The following is a 23,429-nucleotide window of genomic DNA, read 5'->3' as shown; positions in this document are numbered from 1 at the left end:
GCTGTTTCCATGTTTACTAAAGAAAGTTATGCAGGATCTCGCGTGCAGCAATATGAGACAGTAATTAAACAACTGGATGCGTTATTAACTGGCGAATCAAACGTAGTCGCAAACTTATCAAATGCGTCCGCATTATTAAACCAATTTTTAGATCGCGTTAATTGGGTTGGCTTTTACGTAACAGAAGGAACTCAGCTTGTTCTTGGACCGTTCCAAGGAATGCCTGCTTGCGTGCGCATTCCATTTGGACGAGGCGTTTGCGGCGTTGCAGCTGAAACGAAAACAACGCAGCTTGTAGCAGACGTTCACCAATTCCCAGGTCACATCGCTTGCGATAGTGCTTCTAATTCGGAAATCGTTGTACCGATTGTGAAAGAAGGAGCTGTCATTGGTGTACTTGACATTGATAGTCCTGAAAAAAATCGTTTTGATGAATTAGATCAGCGCTATTTAGAAAAGTTTGTGGAAACACTCCTAAAACATATGTAAAAAGAAAAGAGCGAGTTATCGATTTAGTACGTCCTGTACAAAACCGATAGCTCACTCTTTTTTCATTGATTAACAGTAGATATTTTCTTTAATGCCTGCTCTAAATCAGAAACGATATCCTCCCACGATTCTAAACCGACCGATAAGCGTATTAAATTATCGAAAATGCCCATTTCTTTTCTTAGTTCCGCTGGAATCGCAGCGTGCGTCATCGTTGCTGGATGCTGAATTAACGTTTCTGTATCTCCTAAACTCACCGCAATTGTAATAAAGTGAAGATCATTAATAAACGCTTGCGTCTCTTCTTTTCCGCCTTTTACTGAAAAAGAAATAACACCGCCCCCGCGTTTCATTTGACGAGATGCTAACTCCCCTTCTGGATACCAAACACCTTCTACCGCATCATGTTTTCTTAAGAACGATACAATTTTTTCTGCATTATCACAATGACGATCCATTCTTACTGCTAACGTCTTTAACCCACGTAATAATAACCACGCATCAAACGGCGCCATAATACCGCCGATATCCTTTCGCATCGGGCGAATCTTTTCAGCTAATGCTTTCGTTTTACAAATTGTTACACCTGCTACAACGTCACCGTGACCACCAATATATTTTGTCGCACTATGCACAACAGCGTCACAGCCAAGCTCAAGCGGCCTTTGTAAATAAGGTGAACAAAACGTATTATCAACAATAACAAGTAAGCCTTTTCGCTTCGCAACCCGAATCACTTGTTTTAAATCAATTAATTTCATTGTCGGATTAATTGGTGTTTCAACGAAAATAAGCTTTGTATTTGGGCGAATTTTATTTTCAATATCAACCTCTGTCTCCATATCACAAAACGAATGCGTAATCATAAATTTTTCTTCTAACACTTCTAAAAAACCGTACGTGCATCCGTATAATCCATTTGAACAAATAATATGATCTCCAGCCTTTAAAAAACCGATTAAAGTCGCTGAAATAGCTGCCATACCAGATCCGAAGGCAAGTGCCTCTTCTCCTCCTTCTAACACCGCCATACGTTCTTCAAATAATTTCACAGTTGGATTTCCAAGCCGTGAGTAAATATAAGATGGATCCACTCCCGCAAAACTCGCCTCTCCTTGCTGCGCAGTCTCAAATGTAAATGTAGAAGTTTGAAATAAAGGTGGTGTTAAACTTCCTTTATGTTCCTCAGATGTATAACCGTGATGAATTAACGCTGTCTCCATATGCTTCTTTTTCATAAAAACATCCCCCTTATGTTTTTATTGCCGCATATTCATCCATAAAAATTTGATGAACATTTTCCTTCATTTTATGTAAGCGTTTTATTTGTGTTTCTATCTCTTCTTCTATATTGTTTTAAATTCCTTCTTATATTAATTTCCAAAATTTATATGCATAAAACAAAAACGTACTCGCTTGACGAAACTCTGGGTAAAAGATATAATAGCGTTTGTGTAAAATAAAAAGGCAGCCTTGTAATGTGAGTTTATCGTTTGTATTTTGTTCCTCTACGGAGGTGTATCTCGTAACTCCCTGCTGCTGGAGCGAAGGTACATGAAAACAAAATGCCCGTAAATATCGATTACGTCTGTTTTTATTTTACGTAAATAAAAACATTTTTAAAGGAGGAGTCAACTATGGCTCGTTATACAGGTCCAGCTTGGAAACTGTCTCGTCGTCTTGGAATCTCTCTAAGCGGCACAGGAAAAGAATTAGAAAAACGCCCTTACGCACCAGGTCCTCACGGTCCTAACCAACGTAAGAAACTTTCAGAATACGGTTTACAATTACAAGAGAAACAAAAACTACGTCACATGTACGGCATGACTGAGCGTCAATTCCGTCGCACATTTGACCAAGCAGGTAAAATGCCTGGTAAGCACGGCGAAAACTTCATGATCCTTCTTGAAGCTCGTCTTGACAACTTAGTTTACCGTATGGGCTTAGCTCGCACTCGTCGTGCAGCTCGCCAATTAGTAAACCACGGTCACATCATGGTTGATGGCGCTCGCGTAGATATCCCATCTTACCGTGTAAAACCTGGTCAAACTATCAGCGTTCGCGAAAAATCTAACAGCCTTGTTGTTGTTAAAGAAGCGATCGAAGTTAACAACTTCGTACCAGAATACTTAACTTTCGATGCTGACAAATTAGAAGCTACTTACACTCGTCACGCTGAGCGTTCTGAGTTACCAGCTGAAATCAACGAAGCGTTAATCGTAGAGTTCTACTCTCGTTAATCTCGGTACTCTGCAAAGAGTCGTATTAAAAGCCTTAGGAACCTTGTTAATTCAAGGTTCCTGGGCTTTTTTTATTGAATATAACCGATTATATGTATAGAAACAGACCAATGTAACAAAATAAAAAAGAACTGCAAGTCTATAGTTAATAAAACTTAACCCCCTCTCTAGAATTCCATCCATTTTTTATCCACATTAATAAAAACCTCCCTCTTCTTCTAACACTTAAAAACACTACATTCTATCCCATAACTCATTTTTCTTTGCTATACTCTCCTTTTCTTAACATTATTTTTACAACGTATTTATTTGCACATAATCTATATCTTCCCTTTTCTATTTACATTCAACCTTAAAAACCTCTTCATTACCAGATCATCCGAATGAGATTAAAAAACTTAATGGACGAGTACCTCTTTAATCGTTAAATCATCAGAATATTACGTTTACAATCCCCCTCTTAAATTGGTATTATTTTCTTGTAAGGGGAGGGAAAGTTCATGTCTTTAAATATGTATCTCGGTGAAGTACAAACTAAAGCAGAGGGTTTTGCAAAGGAAATGTAAAAAGTAACTCTGATTATGGAAAAGGATAAAACTTTACTAACAAACCAAGAAAAAGTAAAAGCGCAACTTGAAAAGGTGTATGCGGAGTCTAAGAAATTACAAGACATTAAACCGCCTAAACAATACGAAAACTTGCAAATGGAATTGAAAAAGTCTTTAATTCTTTATGAGAAGTCAAGGGATAAGATATTAGAATCGGTAGACGAAATAAGTGAGACTAAGGCAGACATTGGTACAAAGAGTCTAAATGAAGCAATGGGGATGTTTGGTAAAGCAATAGACGATATTCGAGCATTAGACGAACAAAGTGTAAGTGAAGTAGAATAATAAATACTAAAGGGGTATGAGAAAATGAAACGTAAACTATTAACTTTAGCGATTCCAATGTTGTTAATAACAGGGGTAGGTTGTGAGTCAAACGATAAAAAGAAAGACGAAGTAATGGAAGCTTCTGTTAAAGAAAACAAGAAAGAAGACTATAATAAGAATGCAACATACTTACTTAAAGATTACACTGAACAAACGGAAGAAATAAAAGACCTTGTAGATAGCAGAAAATCTAATAAGAAGAAGGCTGAAAAGTTAAAAGAGTTATCGAAACCTTATTTCGAATTAATTGATAAGATTGATAAACTAGATTATAAGTTAGCTGAAGACAATAAAACACCGATAAACATAAGTAAAGCAATGTTATTCTCAAAATCAGGGGTAGAAAACATGCAGACAGGTTTAGAAGAGGATGATAAAGATACAATTGAATTCGCTAAAAAGGATTTAGACGAAGCTTCTGAGTTAGTAGACAAAGCAACAAAAGAACTAAGTAAAAAGAAATAACACAAAGGGGTATATGTCAATGAAACGTAAACTATTAACTTCAGCTATGCCTGTTATGTTGTTAGCAGGTTGTACAACAGAGGCATATGGACTTACACAGTCAGAGTTACGAAAAGTGGACAAAGAATATTAATCAAATAAACTAACAATAAATTAGAAGGTCTTTTCATGAGTTGTGGCTTTTATTATGTAATACTTACAGAGTTTCATAGACATTTCACCCCCCTTCATTTTTAAAAAAATAGTGCAACTATTGATGTGCCCCTACGCTACCTACCCTCCCCAGAGGACAAACTTTTTTTGACAGGGGGGACTTAATATTAAAAAGATTAAATCAAAAAAACAGCCTTTGAGATGCCTCACTATGTTCCATACAAATCCTCCTGTTTATAACGGTTTATTTTTATCAATTTATCAGTTCATATTAATTATACTTGTTTCTTCTACAAACCCTCTATTAAATAGCTCACTTACTAAATTTGAATCCTATGCATACAAAAAAGCTACCGAAGACACCAAAACAGTTACTTCGAGTAGCTTTTATTTATATATATTAAAATTATTTATTTTCCTCTTTTTGAATATATACATAAGCATCTTTCTGCTCTTTATGTACATCCATCTTCGAATTCTCTGCAAGTTGACCCGCGTTTAGCAAAGAAAAAATAATGAGCGCTTCTAGTGACATTTTGTTTTACCACTCCTTTCTATTTGTTATACATTTATCATACCGCTTACATGTGATTTCCGTATGAACTCGAAAAGGAGATTACAACAAAAAGGTTACAGGAATATGAATGCACGCTATAATAACCATTAAATAGGAGGTTGATTCGTTTTGACAATAAATCAAATGGTTCAGTTGGGTAGTGCATGTATGTTGTTTATTACTTCCGCACTTATTAATTGGTATCAGGGAAGTAATTTAATAGATGATCCTGATGAATGGAAATATAGTGCCAAGTTTACGAATTACTTTAAAGGCACCGTTTCAAATTACGAAGATATTTATCAAATCGATTTCTTTATATATGCGGCAAAATTTTATCCAACAGCATTTATTGTTATGCTTATTAGCTTACTTTATATGCTCGTATTAATTCTTCATATTCTATTTACAAGATCTCGTGAGGCAATCTAAATTTATACATAAAAAACCCCGAATCATAGAATTTTCAGCCTACAATTCGGGGTACTATTTGTTTTATATTCGTTTCTGATTAGTAACGAATTAAGAAATATTTCTTTTTACCGCGGCGAATGATTGTGAATTTACCTTCGATGCGGTCGTTTTCTGTTACAACGTAGTCTAATGCTTGTGTACGCTCACCGTTTACGTAGATTGCGCCATTCGTTACATCTTCACGTGCTTGACGTTTTGATGGAGAGATTTTGCTTTCTACAAGTAAGTCGATTAATACTGTATCTTCTGCAGTACGTTCTACAGATGGTACGTCTTTGAATCCTTGTTCGATTTCGCTTGCAGTTAGTTCTGCTACAGAACCGCTGAATAATGCAGCTGAAATTTTAATCGCTTGCTCTAATGCTTCTTCGCCGTGAACAAGTTTTGTCATTTCTGCACCTAATGCTTTTTGTGCTGCACGTTTTTCTGGCGCTTCAGCTACTTGCTTTTCAAGCTCAAGAATTTCTTCATGAGATAAGAATGTGAAGTATTTTAAGTATTTAACAACATCACGGTCATCTGTGTTAATCCAGAATTGGTAGAACTCGTAAGGAGTTGTTTTCTCTGGATCTAACCAAATTGCGCCGCCTTCTGTTTTACCAAACTTCGTACCGTCAGATTTTGTAACAAGTGGAATTGTTAAACCGAATGCTTTCGCATCTTCTTCTGATTTACGGATTAATTCAAGACCAGCTGTAATGTTACCCCATTGGTCACTACCACCGATTTGCAGACGGCAATTATGTTGTTGGTATAAGTTTAAGAAGTCGTATGATTGTAAAATCATGTAACTGAACTCAGTGAATGAAATACCAGTTTCTAAACGAGATGCTACTGTATCTTTTGCTAACATATAGTTTAAACCGAAGTTTTTACCGATATCGCGTAAGAATGAAATGACATCTAAGTTACCAAGCCAGTCATAGTTGTTAGCCATTGTTGCTGGGTTGTCCACGTTTTCGAACTCTAAGAAGTTTGAAAGTTGGTTTTTAATACTTTCTGTGTAGTAAGCAACTGTATCTTTCGTATTTAATGTACGCTCTGCTTTTTTACCACTTGGGTCACCGATCATACCAGTACCACCACCAACAAGTGCGATTGGTTGGTGACCAGCTAATTGGAAACGACGTAACATTAATACTGGTAACATATGACCAATGTGTAAGCTATCTGCTGTCGGATCGAAACCACAGTATAATTTAACGCTTTCTTTTTCTAATAATTGCTCAAGGCCCTCAGCATCTGTTTGCTGATTAATTAGACCGCGAAATTCAAGATCTTGTAAAATACCCATATCCTACATACTCTCCTTTAAGTTCATTACTGGCGTGAAGGTTGAAAACATAAAAAAATCGCCCCTTCAAATAAGGGACGATTTTGATTATCGCGTTACCACCCTAGTTGCAGGCAAAAAAGCCTACCACCTTATTTACATAACGGCTTAGCACCGTCTTTTCCCTTTTGAATACAATTCAATCGAAAAAAGATGCTCTAGGGGCGTAATTCGCGATCATCTATGTGCTGATTTTCACCGACCATCAGCTCTCTAAAACAGGGAAATGATCACTACTTCTCCCTTTCCACGCTCAATTATTCATATACTTTTCTTTATATCATTATTTACTAGCATGTGTCAAATTGAAGAAAATACTATATACAAACTACCTTGAAGATTTTTCCCCTCCATAAAACTCTTGCATCTCCTTTTCGGAAACCTTTGTCAGTTTTAATTTATGCGATTTCTTTCCCTCTTCACTCATGTACAACGTTGTATCATCCAATAATTCCAATTTCACTCTTCCATTCCAAGGGTATGACATATTACATATTACTTGATTATCATTATAATCTACTACACTCCCTTTAACTCTTTCTGTTTTCCCTCTCTTTTCATAAAACACTATTTCAATATTTTTATCGTCTATTTCTTGAATCTGAAGGTAAGCCCCTTTACCGCCAGCATACCAATACCCTTTCATCTTATTAAAAGAAGAAGAATGAGTTAAAAAAATATACATAGTGCTTGCAACGATTATTAAGGCTATTGCACTTACAACTACGAATCGTTTATGGGCTAGAAAACTAGTTTTTTTCTTATTCTCTACATTCCATTCATTGTTCGTTTCTAATATCTCCTCTGAACATTGTTGTTTCTCTAAATTCATACCACAATCCCCACAAAAATTATCATGCTGTCGCACCTGACTTCCACAATTGGAACACTGTCTCATAATTTATCTTCCTCTCAACAATATATTAATTATATATTTGTATATTAACATATTATTATTTCATTTGGAATTAATTTCATAATATGTATAAATGTAAAAAGCACATAGCTTTCACTATGCACTTCATTTCTCCTACCCTATTTAAAATCCTATAATTAATATCATAATTATAGAAATAACCGGAAGCCCAACTAATAACGAGACATGAAACACAATCGATAAATCATTCCCAATGGTCGCCTCCACAGGATCTTTCGCTGGGGAACCAAGAAACCCGATTAATCGATCGAATCGACTTACCGTTTTTGGAAAGTCTGGTATTTCTACATGATCACTATCTAAATGTTGCTTTAACTTATATTCACTCTTAAAGGGATTTTCGCTCAATTTCGTCCACCTCCAGCAATTGTTTCAATTTCTTTATCCCGTTATGAAGTCTCGATTTCACCGTTCCAATCGGAATGTTTAATATCTCTGCAATTTCTTTTTGCTGCATGTCATGATAATAAGAAAGGATTAGGACCGCTCTTTGCTCTTCTGGAACTTTCAAAATTGCTTCTCTTACTGTGAGCCGATCTTCGTGAGAAAATTCTTTTTCCGGAATCGGCACTAAAAATGGCAAAAGCGTACGCCACTTTTTTCTCCTATTTAATTTATTAATCATAAGACGATAACCAATTTGAAATAAATACGTTTTTATTTTACCTTTTTCAAGTTCATACATATGTTTCTTACGCTCTAGCGTCAAAAACGTATCTTGCACAAGATCGATACTTAATTGTTCATCTCGGTTAAATCGATATAAAAATGTGTATAGCGCTGGTTTGATTAAAACATATAGTCTTTCTCCTGCTTGTTTATCTCCACTTTGATACGCAAGCATGAGCTCCTCCTCAATCCCAATCTGCGCCATGATTTTTGATCTCCTTTATTCCTTTTAACGTTAATGAAATACGGGAAATTAAATATGCAATCGCAATAAAAATCCACAATTGTGATTGATTTGTAAAAAATTGCACATATGGGTTTTGAATCGTAAATCCCATTGTAACTAAAGTATTTAACGCTTGCACACATATGCATGCATACAACGCAAGGCAGATAGAAATAGTGTCAAATACATTCCAGCGAAAATACACTTTTGTTTTTGTAAAATCAATTTTATATCCATTTTTCCGTACTATATGTTTTCTATCAAATGGAATAATGATTGAAAACATAACACCCATTATAAATCCAGCTGTAAGCATTGATACTCTATATCCAATTGGTATCGGTAAGAAAAGACCACAAGAAAATACAACTATAATTCCAATTACAGCAAAAGTAAGAAGTAATTTATTAGACATATAAAAGCCTCCCTCATCTATTCTTTCATAAATGTATACAGACGAGGAAGGCACTTCGTTCAAATATTATTTTAGTTTTTTTATAATCTTTGCAGGATTCCCGCCAACTACTACATTATTAGGCACATCTTTCGTTACGACAGCACCAGATGCGATCACCGCATTGTCTCCAATTGTTACACCTGGATTAATAATTGCTCTTCCGCCAATCCATACGTTATCGCCAATTGTAACTGGTTTTCCGTATTCTGATCCGCTTATGCGCTCTACCGGATCAAGCGGGTGCGTTGCTGTATAAATGTGAACACCTGGAGCTAACATACAGTTCACTCCGATTGTTACTGGACATACATCTAAAATGGTACAGTCAAAGTTCGCGTAAAAATTTTCACCCACATGAATGTTATAGCCGTAATCACATCTGAAAGAAGATTCAAGATGAATGTTATCTCCAGTCGTTCCGAATAGTTCTTTTACGATTTCGCTACGCTCTTTTAATTGTACTTCTGGCGTTTCATTTAATTTTCTCGTTAATATACGAGCTTGCTCCCTCTCTTGAACTAAAACTGGATCAGCTGGTATGTACATTTCACCTAGTATCATCTTTTCTTTTTCTGTTTTCATCATACTATCCCCTTTAACTTATATATATAAGTTCATGATATCATAAAAAAGAAAGGCCTGAACATTTTTCGTTCAGACCTTTCTCTCTTAATCTTCCATCGTTGATAAGTCACCTGTTGGTAAGTTTAACTCCCACGCTTTTAATACGCGGCGCATAATTTTACCACTTCTCGTTTTCGGTAATTTATCTCTAAATTCAATTTGTCGTGGCGCTGCATGAGCTGCTAGGCCTTTCTTTACAAATTGACGAATTTCTTCTTTTAATTCATCAGATGGTTCGTATCCTGCTCGAAGTGCGATAAATGCTTTAATAATTTCGCCGCGCACCGGATCAGGAATACCAATTACACCAGCTTCTGCAACAGCAGCGTGCTCAATTAATTTACTTTCTACTTCAAACGGACCAACGCGCTCACCTGACGTCATAATTACATCGTCAATACGCCCTTGGAACCAGAAGTATCCATCTTCATCCATATAGGCAGAGTCACCTGATACGTACCAATCTCCCGGCATGAAATAAGATTCATATTTTTGCTGGTTATTCCAGATCCCACGCATCATAGATGGCCAACCTTTCGCAATTGCTAAGTTACCCATTGTGTAAGGAGGCACTTCATTTCCTTCATTATCAACAATCGCTGCTTTCACACCTGGAATTGGTTTACCCATTGAGCCTGGACGGATTTCCATACAAGGGTAGTTACAAATAACTTGTCCACCTGTTTCTGTCATCCACCACGTATCATGAATACGAAGTCCAAATGCGTTCATACCCCAGCGAATTACTTCTGGATTTAACGGCTCACCAACGCTTAATACGTGGCGCACTTGTGATAAGTCATATTTTTTAATTGCGTCTTGTCCAGCTCCCATTAACATACGGAATGCTGTTGGTGCGCTGTACCAAACCGTCACACCGTAATCTTGCAGTGCTTCATACCAAGCTTCTGGACTAAAGCGTCCACCTAAAATAACGTTTGACGCTCCAACTAACCACGGTGCGAAAATACCGTAAGCTGTTCCAGTTACCCAGCCCGGGTCAGCAGTACACCAATATACATCGTCTTCTTTTAAATCTAATACCCACTTCGCCGTTTGATAGTGCTGAACCATTGCGTTTTGCGCATGAAGCACACCTTTTGGCTTACCAGTAGAACCAGACGTGTAATGTAGAATCAAGCCGTCTTCACGGCCTAACCATTCAATATGTAATTCTTTTGAAGCTTGTTCAAATAAAGGATTGAACGCTACCGTTTTACCGCCTTCTTCTACATTATCTCTAACAAGGAAAACTGTTTTTAAAGCCGGTAAATCATTTAATGGTACGCGCTCTAACAATTCAGGCGTTGTAATTAACACCTTTGCTTCGCTATCTTCTAAGCGATCGCGAACTGCGCCTTCCATAAATGCTTCAAATAGCGGTCCAACAATTGCTCCTAATTTCACTGCACCTAAAAGTGCGAAATATAACTCTGGAGAACGTGGCATAAAAATAAAAACGCGATCGCCTTTTTCTACATCGCCATAATTCTTAAGGACGTTTCCTGCTTTATTAGAAAAATCCTTCATTTCCTTAAATGTATATTTCTCTTTTCGCGATCCATCTTGATAATAAAGAGCTACTTTATTCTTTCGATCGGATTTCGCATGCTTATCAATTGCCTCATACGCCATATTTACTCGGCCTGTTTCATTCCAAGTAAAGTTTTTATTAACCTCTTCCCAGTTAAAATTCGCGTATGCCTCATCATAATTCGGCAAATTATTTTCTCCTTTAATGACAGGAAGCGTTTCTACTTTCATACTTTACATCCCCCTCCTATGTATTCTATTATCTATTATAATGACATTATTTAAAATTTTCAGTATATTTGTTGATTTTTAGACAAATTTTTAATGACAAATTTCGATTCACATCGCATATATTATAAAGTACGATATTAATAGATTCACAAACCCTCAAGGTGGTGAGCAATACATTGATTCATAAAAAAATATATAATGCTAGAAACTTAAAAACAGCGAAAGGCACTTTAATTATTGAAGGTCCTGTCTCTACACATAACTTAGAAATGTATGAGTTTCATCCAGACTTAATTGCGTTTCGTCCTGCCGAGCAACAATATAAAGCAATTGTCGAAATTTCTAAATTACCAGAAGCTCGTCTCATTATTGCTAGACATGACCAAACAATTGTTGGATATGTTACATACTTGTATCCTGATCCACTTGAACGATGGTCAGAAGGAAAAATGGAAAACTTAATTGAGCTTGGGGCAATTGAAGTAGTCCCAGCCTTCCGCGGGAGTTCTGTCGGAAAGAACTTACTAGAGGTTTCTATGATGGACGATTATATGGAAGATTACATTATATTGACGACTGAATATTATTGGCACTGGGATTTGAAACAAACAGGATTGAATGTGTGGGAATACCGAAAAGTAATGGAGAAGATGATGAATGCTGGCGGGTTACAATGGATGGCTACAGACGATCCTGAAATTTGTTCACATCCTGCCAACTGTTTAATGGTCCGCATCGGTAAACGCGTTGATACGGATTCTATTCAAGCTTTTGATCGTCTACGTTTTCACAATCGTTTTATGTATTAATAAAGGGGGCAACTGGAATGATTGTAGAAGAAATTATGAATCAAAATGTAGTTACATTACATCCAAACGATACAATCGAAACAGCAATCCGAACGATACGCACGAAAGGCATTCGGCACATTCCAATTGTCGATCAAAATAATCACGTCGTAGGCATTATTTCTGATCGGGATGTAAGAGATGCAAGTCCGTCTATTCTAGATGAACAAGTTTCACTCGATATGCTACAGCAACCGCTCGAACTTATTATGAAACATCCTGTTATGACTTGCCATCCTCTCGATTTCGTTGAGGAAATTGCTACTTTATTTTTTGAAAATAAAATTGGCTGTCTTCCTGTTACAAAGGCCGGGAAGTTAGTTGGAATCATTTCTGAATCTACAGTACTGCACACATTAGTAAAATTAACAGGAGCACATCAACCAAGTTCGCAAATTGAAATTCAAGTAAAAAACGAACCTGGTATTCTTGGAAAAGTCGTTGCTATTTTTAGTGATTTACAAATAAATATCGTGAGCGTTCTCGTCTACCCAGCAAAAGACGAGAATGATAAAGTACTCGTTTTCCGCATTCAAACGATGAATCCTCTAAAAGTGATTGATGCACTTGAAGCAGAAGGCTACCGCGTATTATGGCCAAACATCATGGGGATGCAAGCATGAGTAGCGCGTTTATTTATTCGGATGACTTTCGGGGCTATTCATTTAGCCCTGATCATCCTTTTAACCAACTGCGCGTCACACTTACGTATGATTTATTACAAAAGGGCGGTTTCATCTCTCCCTCTCAAATCATCTCACCACGGATGGCTACAGATGAAGAGATTGCCTACATTCATACAGAGGAGTACATAAATGCGGTAAAACGTGCTGGAGAAGGAAAGTTAGAAAAATCAATTGCGATGACATATGGACTCGGAACAGAAGATACACCGATGTTCCCAAATATGCACGAAGCAAGCGCATTGCTCGTTGGTGGTACGTTAACAGCTGTCGATGCTGTTCTTTCCGGAAAAGTAAAACACGCGCTTAACTTAGGAGGCGGCTTACATCATGGCTTCCGTGGTAAAGCATCTGGCTTTTGTATTTATAACGATAGCTCCATAGCAATGAAGTATATTCAGAAGAAATACGGTTTACGCGTCTTATATATTGATACAGATGCTCATCACGGTGATGGCGTACAGTGGTCGTTTTATGATGACCCTAACGTATGCACCATTTCACTGCATGAAACTGGTCGCTATTTATTCCCTGGAACTGGCGCTGTAAACGAACGTGGACAAGGTAATGGTTATAGTTATTCTTTTAACGTTCCACTCGATGCTTTTACAGAAGATGAATCGTTCTTAGAATCATATCGAACTGTTGTAAAAGAAGTTGCAGCGTACTTTAAACCGGATATTATTTTAACGCAAAATGGTGCTGACGCACATTATTATGACCCACTTACACATCTTTGTGCGACAATGAATATTTACCGCGAAATACCGAAGCTCGCTCGTGAAATTGCTAATGAGTATTGCGACGGTCGCTGGATCGCTGTCGGCGGCGGTGGCTATGATCACTGGCGCGTCGTTCCAAGAGCTTGGGCACTCATTTGGCTCGAAATGAACAACATCCAAAACATCTCAGGTTATCTCCCTCCAGAATGGATTGAAGCTTGGAAAGGACAAGCAGAAACAGAACTTCCCCTCACATGGGAAGATCCAGACAACATGTATAAACCTATCCCCCGTAAACCAGAAATTGAAGAAAAAAACGCATTAACTGTAGCGAAATCCCTTGAAATTATTCGGAATAATATGACAAAATCTTTATACTAAACGAAAAGGAGGCTCGTTTTTGAATAGCCTCCTTTTATTTAAAGCTTGCTATTATTGTCGTTTTCTGTCGGTAAGTCGATATATTTTAATAATCGCTGATATATTCCGAGTTACGCCGATATATTTTGATAATCGCTGATATATTCCGAGTTGCGCCGATATATTCTAATAATCGCTGATATATTTTCATTTTATAACAGTCTGGCCCAACTTTTATGAGAAAAGGTCGTGATATTATGTGGACACAACAAATAATCAACACGAAACGCGGTACATTTGAACTCTTTACAAAAGGAAATGGCGAATCGCTTTGTATTACACATCACTATTCACAATTTAATGAAACTGGTGATTACTTTGCGGATGTTTTTACTGCTACGCATCGTGTATTTCTCATTAATTTACGAGATACTGGTCGCTCTGTAACCGCCCAGTCAGAAAACGAATTAAGCATGATTGAAACAATCCACGACTTAGAAGCAATACGAGAAGCATTACAACTTCCAACATGGCATTTCGCCGGTCATTCAACAGGTGGTATGCTTGGACTTTTATATGCGATTACATATCCAAATTCCTTACAATCATTAGTCGTAGCAGGAGCTGCAGCAAGTAACTATACCGAAACACCATTTTGCATTTATCACCCAGCACATCCACAGTTTCATTATATGCAAAAACTCATCGAAAACTTAAAAAGCCCTCACCTTACAAGTAAAGAACGAAAAGAACTATCTACTGAGAGAACAAAATTATCATTGTATAAACCAGAAAACTACAACTCTTATTTTTGTAAACCAATCAATAAAACAATGTCCGTTAGCCGGATGAACGCTTTCGCCAATGAATATCCTTCATTTGATTTAAGAGAGTATTTACCTTTCATCCAAACAAAGACACTTATTATATGCGGAAGATATGATGTGCAGTGTCCAGTTCAATATTCTATCGAGATACATGATGGGATACGTAATTCTATCTTCATTCCATTCGAAAACAGCAACCATTATCCTTTTTTAGAAGAAGCGACCCTGTTTACTTCTACTACTCAAATATTTTATAAATCGTTACGCCAGTACCGTTATTATTAAGGAAAGCTCACAGTCTCTATAAGACTATGAGCTAAATTTTCAGAAGAAATATTTCGTACTATATAAAAATAAAAGATAAAAGGAAAAGAGCACCAAACCTACATCAAACAACACTGACTTTTTATCTCCTTCTTTTAAACCTATCGTAATATTAAAAATGCTTCTAACTATCCAACCTAATACTAAAAATAACCAGCCGAAATGATCATTTGTATAATCTTTATCATAAAACATTTGTATTGCACCAATAATTAATAAAATAATTATAATATTAGTTCCAATCCTTAAGACCTTGTTTGATTTATTATCTTGTAATGTATCTCCCAAAATGTAGCACACCCTCTCATGCTCTACTATGTTTTATCTCTCTTTATATCTTAACACAAATTACCTATTATTTCCTTTTGACAAATAACATAAAAAACCTGCCAATTACTCGGCAGGTATATTACACGTTAAAACGATAACCAGCTCCCCATACCGTTTCAATATATTGCGGGTGAGCAGGATCTCTTTCAATTTTTTCACGTAGCTTTCTAATGTGGACGACAACAGTGGCTAAATCACCAGCGGAATCTAATCCCCAAATGCGTTCAAATAACTGTTCTTTATTTAATACTTGGTTTGGATGTGTAACAAAGAATGTTAATAAATCAAATTCCTTCGTTGTAAACGCAACTTCTTCATTGTTTATAAAAACTTTTCTCGCTCGTTGATCGATAGAAATTCCGTGAATATATAACGTATCACGTTGCTTACTTACATTTCCTAATAATCTTTCATAACGGGCAATATGTGCTTTTACTCTTGCGACTAATTCACTCGGGCTAAACGGTTTCGTTATATAATCATCCGCTCCTAATCCGAGTCCGCGAATTTTATCTATATCTTCTTTTTTTGCTGAAACAAGTAGAATCGGAATATCTTTTACAGCACGTATTTGTTTACAAATTTCGAATCCGTTCATTTTCGGAAGCATAATATCTAAAATAATTAAATCATAGTCTTCTTGCAAGGCTGTTTGTAAACCTATTTCTCCTGAATGCTCTACATCAACTTGGAAATCATTAATTTCTAAATAATCTCGCTGTAATTCTGCAATACTTACTTCATCTTCTATTAATAAAATTCTTTTCAATTTACTCACCACATTCCTCTACTTTTTCCAATGAGAAGAAAATGCTTGTGCCTTTACCAAGCTCGCTTTCCGCCCAAATTTCCCCGCCATGTTCTTCAACAATTTGCTTCGCTATTGCTAAACCAAGTCCACTTCCACCTGTGCTAGAATTCCGCGATTGCTCTGCACGATAAAAACGTTCAAAGATATACGGCAATGTATCAGCTTCTATACCTGATCCGTTGTCCATCACTTTCACAATAACTTTATTATTATCACTCGATACTGTTACAGTAATTTTCTTCTCTTCTTTATCCATGTATTTCACACTATTATGAATTAAATTTGATATCACTCTATTTATTTTTTCACAATCAGCCGTTACATATAGTGTTGATGCATGTAATTGTAAGTTAACTTCTATACCTTCTTTACTTAAATCCATCTGCATCTCTTCTATTAATTCTTGCATAAACGTATTTAATTCAACTGTTTCAAACTGGAATGGAACCCGATTCAAATCGAGCTTCGAAAACAAAAAGAGTTCATCAATGAGTGTGTCCATATGTTTTGCCTTCGTATGGATAGTTGTTAAATACTTATCCATTTTTTCTGGCGTATTTGCTACCCCGTCCTTTATTCCTTCTACATATCCTATAATTGATGTAATCGGTGTTTTTAAGTCATGAGAGATGTTTGAAATAAGCTCTTTTCGATTTTCTTCATACTGTGTTTGCATCTCTATCGATTCTTTTAATCTCTTCCTCATTTCCTCAAACCCTTGATTTAATTGCCCTATTTCGTCGTGTGATGTAATTGGTATTTGAAAATCTAAATTTCCTTCTTTAATTTTCTCCGTTGCGCCTTTCAATACAAAAATTGGTTTTATTACACTTCTTGAAACGAGGTAACTTAATAATCCAATGAGTAAAATGGCTAGTAGTAAAAGCGATACGAATAAGATTGGAAATAATTTTTGTGTAAGATCTACAAATGAACTTTGCTTTTTTAATACAAATATACTTCCCTCTTCTTCCTGAGGAAAATAAAAATCAAACTTTACATATCGATAAAATGTATCGCCTAGTTCCGTTGTACCACGACTATTAATATTTGCTGATTCAAATTTCGGAAGGGCTTCTTTTAAAGATACACTTTCAAATACGTTTGAAGCATATGAAAGTGTTTCTCCTTTTCTTACTACTATTTTCACACCCTCTTTTTCTATTGCTGAGACAAACGACTCATCTAGCAATTGAGATTGATGCTGTTTGGCTGCTGACTTCAACTCAAGATAGGCATTCTCTTCTTCTGGTGTAAGCGGCTTTTGAATGTAAGAACTTTTATAGAAATTTTTCACTGCTTCCAAGTCACCTGTTATCGAAAAAACGATTAAAAATCCCGCGACTAATATAAGCGTAATGGAAACGAGGATAACAGCAATATAAGAAAATAAAAACCTTGTTTTAATAGACATATCTTAAATCCTCACTTTATCAAACCTTATTATTTATAAGCATAAAAATATATGTTCAATTACTCAAGCGATTTTATAGTAATTTTAGCGTCAGTTTATAAAAATTTAATGTTCCTATTTTACAGTTGAAATTAGGAGGTTGAAATTCCATGTTCAAAAAAACATTCAGTATGATATGTTGCGTAATTTTTTTACAAGGATGCTCGCAAGAACAAGAAGTAAAAAAGGAGATGATAAACATGGAGACTGCACTACTAGCAGCCACTGAAAAAAATGAAACGAATACTGTTATATCTTTACTAAAACAAGGCGCAAATATAAATGCGACGGATAGTCAAGGACGCACTCCGCTTATGATTGCTACATACAAAAATGATGTAAAAACCGCAAAGGCACTTATCGAAGCTGGTGCTGACGTAAATATCCAAGATGACATGAAAAATAATCCCTTTCTATATGCCGGTGCGGAAGGTTACTTAGACATTTTAAAATTAACAATTGATGCTGGTGCAGATCCTACGATTACAAATCGTTACGGCGGAACAGCTCTTATCCCAGCCTCAGAACATGGCTATATTGACGTTATAAAAGAACTCCTCACTCGAACAAATATTGATGTAAATCATGTAAATAACCTGGGATGGACAGCTTTAATGGAAGCCATCGTACTAAGTAACGGAAACGAAACACAGCAACAAGTCATTCGCCTTCTTATTGAGCACGGTGCAGATGTAAATATTCCAGACAATGATGGTGTTACTCCGCTAGAGCATGCTCGCGCTCATCACTTTGAGGAGATAGAGAAGATTTTGTTAGAAGGCCGTAAGTAAAAAGCTAATTTTTGCCTTCCTCCCCCACCCTATGCTACATTTAAGCCGTTACATTACTATTAATAGGGGGGAATAAACATGAACAAACCAAAAATTGGGATGATTGGACTTGGAAGTATTGCGCAAAAGGCCTATCTTCCAACACTTACAAAAGAAACTGATTGGAATTTTGTAGGGGCGTTTACACCTAACGCACAGAAAAGAAAACAAGTTTGCCAGCAATACCGAATTCAAGACTTTCATTCTATTGAAATGTTAGCTTCGGAATGCGATGCAATCTTCGTTCATAGTTCAACTGCATCGCATTATGAAATCGTTTCTGAACTTCTAAAAAAAGGGATCGACGTTTATGTTGATAAACCGCTAGCAGCTACAGTGGAACAAGCTGAGCAACTAGTCGAGTTGAGCGAGAAGTATAACCGAAAATTAATGGTCGGATTTAATCGCAGATTCGTTCCTATGTATGTCGCTGCCAAAGAACAGGCTCATGATATTTCATGGATTCGAATTGAAAAGCATCGTACAAATAAAGTCGGGCCATATACGTACGACTTCACTATGTTAGATGATTATTTACACATTGTAGATACCGCTCGCTGGTTAGCTAATGATGACCTTAACGCCGTTCACAATATGATGCAAATCAATGAAAAGAATGAACTTCTTTACGGACATCATACATATACAACTCCAAGTGGACTATTACTTTCTACTGCAATGCATCGCCATGCCGGTACAAATTTAGAACAAATTGAACTTGTAACGCCAGGGAAAATCATTCGCGTAAAAAATATGAATACATTTGAAATTGAACAGGAAAACTCAGTTTCACAAAGTGGTTCCCCATCATGGGATACGACGTTAAAACAACGTGGTTTTGAAGATGCTGTTCATCATTTTATTGAGTGTGTACAAGGCGATACAAAGCCTGTTGTAGACGGATTAGAAGGATTAAAAACGCAGCAAATGCTACAATCTTTACTAGATGATGTAAATAAAAATTAAAACGGATACATTTTTCAGAATTTACTTTCATTCCCATTCCCTCTTTATTTCTCTCGTAAATTTCTATAGAATATGTTGATAGGAATTATAAATTTCATAATGAATCGTGGAAAGGATGGGATTAACACATGTGGAACGAGTTTAAAAAATTCGCTTTCAAAGGGAATGTCGTTGATTTAGCTGTCGGGGTTGTAATCGGTGCTGCATTCGGTAAAATCGTTAGTTCTTTAGTAAAAGATATCATCACACCATTACTTGGTATGGTATTAGGTGGCGTTGACTTTACAGATTTACAATTTGGATATGGTAAATCAGCTGTTATGTATGGTAACTTCATCCAAACAATTTTTGACTTCTTAATTATCGCAGCTTCTATCTTTATGTTTGTTAAAGTTTTCAACAAACTAACATCTAAAAAAGAAGAAGAAAAAGAGGAAGAAATTCCAGAACCAACAAAAGAAGAAGTTCTTCTTGGCGAAATTCGCGACTTACTAAAACAGCAAAACTCTTCTAAAGATAGAGCATAATTGAACGGATAAAAAGGCATGTCCCTCGGGACATGCCTTTTCTATATGCTATAACGTTTCCGAATTCATATGAATAAATAAAATAATACCAGCAACCACAAGTACCATAATGCTACCTGCAAATAGTGTAATACCAATAAACATTAAACTTGTGCTCATATCTACTGATACACTTTCAATAAAAATAGAAATTACATACGTGATAAGGGCAATTCCTGCAAGAATACTTCCTGGAACAAATCGCTTTAAACCATTTTGTTTTAACGTCATATATGCAAAAATAGCAGTCATACAAAGCGTAATTATCCAAAGAACGATCATCTCTTTTCCCCCCTCACAAGCCTTTTCTTTCTATTATACATGACATTGCCCTATAATAGTTAAATTTGCACTTATGTGACATATAACAAGGAATAGCCCCATCTATAGCGAAGGCATTATGAAGAGAATCACAATACACTTTTTGAAGAAAGCATTATTCTTGTTAAAGCAAACAGTTTAGAGGATGCTCACGAACTTGGTAAAAAAATTGCTATGCAATCTGAAGATACGTACGATAATATGTACGATGAGCAAGTAACGTGGACGTTTCGAAAAGTGTTGCATGTGTTTGAATTAGACGATACCCCCTTTGAAACTGGAAAAGAATTGTACGCAAGATTTTTACACGTTAAGAAAAATAAAGCGGTGGATACAGTCGTACAAAAATACTATCCTGAATCCGAATAAAAGCTCACAGCAAATGCTGTGAGCTTTTTTATACTTACTTCGTTGAATCTCTAAATTGGATACGGTGAGGTAAGATAACAGTGTGATCTTCCACTTTTTCTTTGTTCATATACTTTGTTAATAGACGCATTGCTACTGCACCGATATCATACATCGGTTGAACAACTGTTGAAAGCTGCGGACGAACCATTAATGCAAGACGTGTATTATCGAAACCAAGTACTTCTACGTCAGTTGGTACATTTAATCCAGCGTCTTGTGCTGCATGGATTACACCTAGTGCCATTTCATCAGAAGACACGAAGATTGCTGTTGGCTTTTCATCATTGCTCCAAAGCTTTTCGAATGCTTCGATACCTGAGTCATATGTGTAATCTCCATCGATTACAAGATTTTCATCATATGAAATACCAGCTTCTTCTAAAGCTTTTTTATAACCTTGTAACTTCTTCGCACTTCCCGCTTTATCAATGAAAGGACCAGAGACGAAACCGATACGTTTATGTCCTTGCTCGATAAAATGCTTCATTGCATCATAAGCTGCTTGTGTATAATCAATATTTACTGATGGCGTTTCATTTTGCTCATCAAATGACGCTGCTAATACAATTGGTACTGGAGATTTTTTAAATTCTTCAATGTGAATGTCTGTAATATCTTCACCCATGAAAACAATTCCGTCCACTTGTTTTCCAAGCATCGTATTTAATAAATGGAACTCTTTCTCTTTGTTTTGGTCAGAGTTACTTAAAATAATGTTATATTTGTACATTGTTGCGATATCTTCAATTCCACGTGCAAGTTCTGCATAAAACGTATTTGAGATATCAGGAATAATAACACCTACTGTAGTTGTCTTCTTACTTGCTAGTCCACGTGCTACCGCATTTGGGCGGTATCCTAAACGATCAATTGCTTCTAATACTTTCTTTCTTGTTGTAGGCTTTACATTTGGGTTACCGTTCACAACACGAGATACGGTAGCCATTGAAACGTTTGCTTCGCGCGCTACATCATAGATTGTTACGTTCATCTCATCGCACACTCCTTCTATTTTTGTTATCTATTTTTATGTATCGGTTACTTGAATGAAAAAAAGACATCAACTCTATTTGCAGATGCCACCAATCGTCCCGAGTTCTTCCTTTTACTAATGATACGATAAAAACGCAGGCTCATACAATATTTTCCCGCAAAAGTTTCGAAAAAATTCGCTTCTTTTCTCGTATTTTCGTATTTTTTATGAAAAAAGGGCATTTTTTGTAAAAAAATAGATGTTTCCTAAGTAGAAATCTTATTTTAAGCAGTACGATAGTAAATGAAATTTATATCGGCGATTTTTCGAATATATCGACTATAACTCGAAATATATCAGCGATTTTCCAAATATATCGACCGCAACTCTAATTATATCAGCGATTTTTTAAATATATCAACTTACCAACAAAAATCGACAATGACAGTCGCTATACAATAAGAGAAAGCTGTTCCAAAATCCCTTTTTGGAACAGCTCATTAAAAGTTTTTATAATTTACTTCCAAATGATTTTAATTCATTCATAAAATCATTGAACTGCGGTATATTCATTTGCTGCGCCGCATCTGATAAAGCTACAGCTGGATCTGGATGTACTTCAGCCATAATTGCATCTGCACCAATTGCCATCGCTGCTTTTGCAGTTGGTAAGAGAAGGTCACGTCGCCCTGTAGAATGCGTTACATCGACAACGACAGGTAAATGTGTTTCTTTCTTTAAAATCGGCACAGCGGAAATATCAAGCGTATTACGCGTCGCTCTTTCATACGTACGAATACCTCGTTCACATAAAATAATGTTCCCATTTCCCTTTGCCATAATATATTCTGCCGCATTAATGAATTCTTCAATCGTTGCTGATAGACCACGTTTTAATAATACTGGTTTATTTACAGCACCAGCTGCCCTTAGCAAATCAAAGTTTTGCATATTGCGAGCACCAATTTGAATAACATCAACGTAATCTAATGACATCTCAATATCATTCGGATTTAAAATTTCACTAATAACAGCCAAATCATATTCATCTGCTACCTGGCGCAAAATTTGTAATCCCTCTAACCCAAGACCTTGAAAATCATACGGTGAAGTACGTGGTTTGAACGCACCACCACGCATTAATTTCAGACCTTGCTCTTTCATTGCTTCAGCAACTTGACGTACTTGTTCATAACTTTCCACTGCACACGGTCCCATAATAAAATGCTGATTTCCGTCACCAATTTTTTCACCATTAATTTCAACAATCGTATCTTCTGTTTTTTTCTTACGAGAAACAAGTAATGCTTTACGATGATCATCTTCTTGTAATTCTAAACCAGCTTGAAAAATTTGTTTGAAAATATGTTGTAAAGTCGAAGTTTCAAATGGACCATTATTATTCTCTGCAATTAAATCCAGCATATTTCTTTCACGTACAGGATCAAAACGTTTCACACCTTGTACTTCTTTTAAATTACCAACTTCTTGTACGAGACGACCTCTTTCGTTTAGTAACTCTAATATTTGTAAATTAAGTTGATCAATTTCAGAACGTAAACGACCTAATTGTTGTGATGCCATAAGAAAGCCACCTCTTTCAAATTCCTATATGTTACTTTTTTAAGATAACTTATTATAGCTGATACATATACGATTGTCACACGATATACAGCAATGAA

Annotated in this window: 27 protein-coding genes, 1 pseudogene and 1 other annotated feature; of the genes and pseudogenes, 13 read left to right on the top strand and 15 right to left on the bottom strand. The window is 36.2% G+C overall.

Features of this window, described 5'->3' with window-relative positions; all coding sequences use genetic code 11:
• Window positions 1-9: 9 nt before the first annotated feature.
• Complete coding sequence (locus D1166_RS02565) at window positions 10-489, top strand: GAF domain-containing protein (protein ID WP_000494341.1); 480 nt, start codon at window positions 10-12, stop codon at window positions 487-489.
• A 62-nt stretch (window positions 490-551) separates the two neighbouring features.
• Here the strand turns inward: D1166_RS02565 and megL are convergent, their stop codons facing one another.
• Window positions 552-1,727, bottom strand: a complete 1,176-nt coding sequence (gene megL / locus D1166_RS02560; protein WP_000726606.1) for a methionine gamma-lyase — start codon at window positions 1,725-1,727, stop codon at window positions 552-554.
• Window positions 1,728-2,126: 399 nt separating this feature from the next.
• Between megL and rpsD the strand changes: the two genes are divergently transcribed.
• The 3 genes from rpsD to D1166_RS02545 all read left to right on the top strand — a co-directional run bounded on the left by rpsD (window position 2,127) and on the right by D1166_RS02545 (window position 4,129).
• The gene (rpsD, locus tag D1166_RS02555; RefSeq protein WP_000135317.1) at window positions 2,127-2,729 is read left to right on the top strand and encodes a 30S ribosomal protein S4; all 603 of its coding nucleotides are present in this window, start codon (window positions 2,127-2,129) and stop codon (window positions 2,727-2,729) included.
• A gap of 581 nt (window positions 2,730-3,310) precedes the next feature.
• A complete protein-coding gene (locus D1166_RS02550; RefSeq protein ID WP_049106949.1) occupies window positions 3,311-3,622 on the top strand; it encodes a hypothetical protein in 312 nt (103 codons plus the stop codon).
• Between the two features lie 24 nt (window positions 3,623-3,646).
• A complete protein-coding gene (locus D1166_RS02545; protein ID WP_000823777.1) occupies window positions 3,647-4,129 on the top strand; it encodes a hypothetical protein in 483 nt (160 codons plus the stop codon).
• A gap of 559 nt (window positions 4,130-4,688) precedes the next feature.
• On the opposite strand, the gene D1166_RS02540 is transcribed toward D1166_RS02545, so the two are convergent.
• The gene (locus tag D1166_RS02540) at window positions 4,689-4,817 is read right to left on the bottom strand and encodes a hypothetical protein (RefSeq protein WP_000050939.1); all 129 of its coding nucleotides are present in this window, start codon (window positions 4,815-4,817) and stop codon (window positions 4,689-4,691) included.
• Between the two features lie 150 nt (window positions 4,818-4,967).
• Between D1166_RS02540 and D1166_RS02535 the strand changes: the two genes are divergently transcribed.
• Window positions 4,968-5,270, top strand: coding sequence for a YjdJ family protein (locus D1166_RS02535; protein ID WP_000154632.1), 303 nt, complete (start codon window positions 4,968-4,970; stop codon window positions 5,268-5,270).
• A 79-nt stretch (window positions 5,271-5,349) separates the two neighbouring features.
• Here D1166_RS02535 and tyrS read toward each other — a convergent pair whose 3' ends face one another.
• The 7 genes from tyrS to acsA all read right to left on the bottom strand — a co-directional run bounded on the left by tyrS (window position 5,350) and on the right by acsA (window position 11,322).
• The gene (tyrS, locus tag D1166_RS02530) at window positions 5,350-6,606 is read right to left on the bottom strand and encodes a tyrosine--tRNA ligase (protein WP_025689079.1); all 1,257 of its coding nucleotides are present in this window, start codon (window positions 6,604-6,606) and stop codon (window positions 5,350-5,352) included.
• A gap of 70 nt (window positions 6,607-6,676) precedes the next feature.
• Window positions 6,677-6,904 (bottom strand) — a binding site (T-box leader).
• Window positions 6,905-6,973: 69 nt separating this feature from the next.
• Complete coding sequence (locus D1166_RS02525; RefSeq protein WP_001248209.1) at window positions 6,974-7,543, bottom strand: zinc ribbon domain-containing protein; 570 nt, start codon at window positions 7,541-7,543, stop codon at window positions 6,974-6,976.
• A 141-nt stretch (window positions 7,544-7,684) separates the two neighbouring features.
• A complete protein-coding gene (locus D1166_RS02520) occupies window positions 7,685-7,930 on the bottom strand; it encodes a hypothetical protein (protein WP_097855476.1) in 246 nt (81 codons plus the stop codon).
• Window positions 7,911-8,456 (bottom strand): RNA polymerase sigma factor, encoded by a 546-nt coding sequence (locus D1166_RS02515; RefSeq protein WP_000057201.1) that lies wholly within the window; start codon window positions 8,454-8,456, stop codon window positions 7,911-7,913. Before D1166_RS02515 ends, D1166_RS02520 begins: the two co-directional genes overlap by 20 nt.
• Window positions 8,437-8,892: a hypothetical protein gene (locus tag D1166_RS02510; protein WP_097855475.1), complete on the bottom strand. Its 456-nt coding sequence runs from the start codon at window positions 8,890-8,892 to the stop codon at window positions 8,437-8,439. Before D1166_RS02510 ends, D1166_RS02515 begins: the two co-directional genes overlap by 20 nt.
• Before the next feature lie 66 nt (window positions 8,893-8,958).
• Entirely contained in the window at window positions 8,959-9,519 is a 561-nt protein-coding gene (locus tag D1166_RS02505) for a maltose acetyltransferase domain-containing protein (protein ID WP_002101427.1), read from the bottom strand.
• Between the two features lie 84 nt (window positions 9,520-9,603).
• Window positions 9,604-11,322, bottom strand: coding sequence for an acetate--CoA ligase (gene acsA / locus D1166_RS02500; RefSeq protein ID WP_097861923.1), 1,719 nt, complete (start codon window positions 11,320-11,322; stop codon window positions 9,604-9,606).
• A gap of 176 nt (window positions 11,323-11,498) precedes the next feature.
• Here acsA and acuA point away from each other — a divergent pair, with 176 nt between their 5' ends.
• The 4 genes from acuA (at window position 11,499) to D1166_RS02480 (ending at window position 15,047) form a co-directional block, all read left to right on the top strand.
• Window positions 11,499-12,131 (top strand): acetoin utilization protein acetyltransferase AcuA, encoded by a 633-nt coding sequence (gene acuA / locus D1166_RS02495; RefSeq protein WP_000581388.1) that lies wholly within the window; start codon window positions 11,499-11,501, stop codon window positions 12,129-12,131.
• A 17-nt stretch (window positions 12,132-12,148) separates the two neighbouring features.
• Window positions 12,149-12,793, top strand: a complete 645-nt coding sequence (locus tag D1166_RS02490) for an acetoin utilization AcuB family protein (protein WP_000634583.1) — start codon at window positions 12,149-12,151, stop codon at window positions 12,791-12,793.
• Window positions 12,790-13,956: an acetoin utilization protein AcuC gene (gene acuC / locus D1166_RS02485; RefSeq protein ID WP_000092810.1), complete on the top strand. Its 1,167-nt coding sequence runs from the start codon at window positions 12,790-12,792 to the stop codon at window positions 13,954-13,956. The genes D1166_RS02490 and acuC overlap by 4 nt, the downstream gene beginning before the upstream one ends.
• 215 nt (window positions 13,957-14,171) lie before the next feature.
• Entirely contained in the window at window positions 14,172-15,047 is an 876-nt protein-coding gene (locus tag D1166_RS02480) for an alpha/beta fold hydrolase (protein ID WP_100240194.1), read from the top strand.
• A 39-nt stretch (window positions 15,048-15,086) separates the two neighbouring features.
• Here D1166_RS02480 and D1166_RS02475 read toward each other — a convergent pair whose 3' ends face one another.
• From D1166_RS02475 to D1166_RS02465, 3 genes are all read right to left on the bottom strand, one after another.
• On the bottom strand, window positions 15,087-15,374 hold the full coding sequence (locus tag D1166_RS02475) for a hypothetical protein (protein ID WP_000502934.1): 288 nt from the start codon (window positions 15,372-15,374) through the stop codon (window positions 15,087-15,089).
• A 121-nt stretch (window positions 15,375-15,495) separates the two neighbouring features.
• Window positions 15,496-16,185: a response regulator transcription factor gene (locus D1166_RS02470; RefSeq protein WP_001986686.1), complete on the bottom strand. Its 690-nt coding sequence runs from the start codon at window positions 16,183-16,185 to the stop codon at window positions 15,496-15,498.
• Window position 16,186: 1 nt separating this feature from the next.
• Window positions 16,187-17,641 carry a sensor histidine kinase gene (locus D1166_RS02465; RefSeq protein ID WP_000023866.1) on the bottom strand — a complete coding sequence of 485 codons (1,455 nt, stop codon included), beginning with the start codon at window positions 17,639-17,641 and terminating at the stop codon, window positions 16,187-16,189.
• Between the two features lie 149 nt (window positions 17,642-17,790).
• Here D1166_RS02465 and D1166_RS02460 point away from each other — a divergent pair, with 149 nt between their 5' ends.
• From D1166_RS02460 to mscL, 3 genes are all read left to right on the top strand, one after another.
• On the top strand, window positions 17,791-18,471 hold the full coding sequence (locus tag D1166_RS02460) for an ankyrin repeat domain-containing protein (RefSeq protein ID WP_000474110.1): 681 nt from the start codon (window positions 17,791-17,793) through the stop codon (window positions 18,469-18,471).
• 78 nt (window positions 18,472-18,549) lie between these two features.
• Window positions 18,550-19,476, top strand: a complete 927-nt coding sequence (locus D1166_RS02455) for a Gfo/Idh/MocA family protein (RefSeq protein ID WP_001039709.1) — start codon at window positions 18,550-18,552, stop codon at window positions 19,474-19,476.
• A 128-nt stretch (window positions 19,477-19,604) separates the two neighbouring features.
• Window positions 19,605-20,003, top strand: a complete 399-nt coding sequence (mscL, locus tag D1166_RS02450) for a large conductance mechanosensitive channel protein MscL (protein WP_016110800.1) — start codon at window positions 19,605-19,607, stop codon at window positions 20,001-20,003.
• Window positions 20,004-20,051: 48 nt separating this feature from the next.
• Here the strand turns inward: mscL and D1166_RS02445 are convergent, their stop codons facing one another.
• Window positions 20,052-20,324, bottom strand: a complete 273-nt coding sequence (locus D1166_RS02445) for a DUF3917 domain-containing protein (RefSeq protein ID WP_000636590.1) — start codon at window positions 20,322-20,324, stop codon at window positions 20,052-20,054.
• Between the two features lie 114 nt (window positions 20,325-20,438).
• Between D1166_RS02445 and D1166_RS02440 the strand changes: the two are divergent.
• Window positions 20,439-20,732, top strand: a pseudogene (locus D1166_RS02440) (DUF4288 domain-containing protein); the annotation flags it as partial.
• Between the two features lie 34 nt (window positions 20,733-20,766).
• Here D1166_RS02440 and ccpA read toward each other — a convergent pair.
• Both ccpA and D1166_RS02430 read right to left on the bottom strand, forming a co-directional pair.
• Window positions 20,767-21,765: a catabolite control protein A gene (gene ccpA / locus D1166_RS02435; protein ID WP_001103297.1), complete on the bottom strand. Its 999-nt coding sequence runs from the start codon at window positions 21,763-21,765 to the stop codon at window positions 20,767-20,769.
• 492 nt (window positions 21,766-22,257) lie between these two features.
• Window positions 22,258-23,331, bottom strand: coding sequence for a bifunctional 3-deoxy-7-phosphoheptulonate synthase/chorismate mutase (locus tag D1166_RS02430; protein WP_000168204.1), 1,074 nt, complete (start codon window positions 23,329-23,331; stop codon window positions 22,258-22,260).
• Window positions 23,332-23,429 lie beyond the last annotated feature (98 nt).

Source organism: Bacillus sp. ISO11 (assembly GCF_003458115.1).
In the GTDB taxonomy this organism is placed as follows: domain Bacteria; phylum Bacillota; class Bacilli; order Bacillales; family Bacillaceae_G; genus Bacillus_A; species Bacillus_A cereus.
This window is presented reverse-complemented; position numbering and strand designations above follow the sequence as displayed.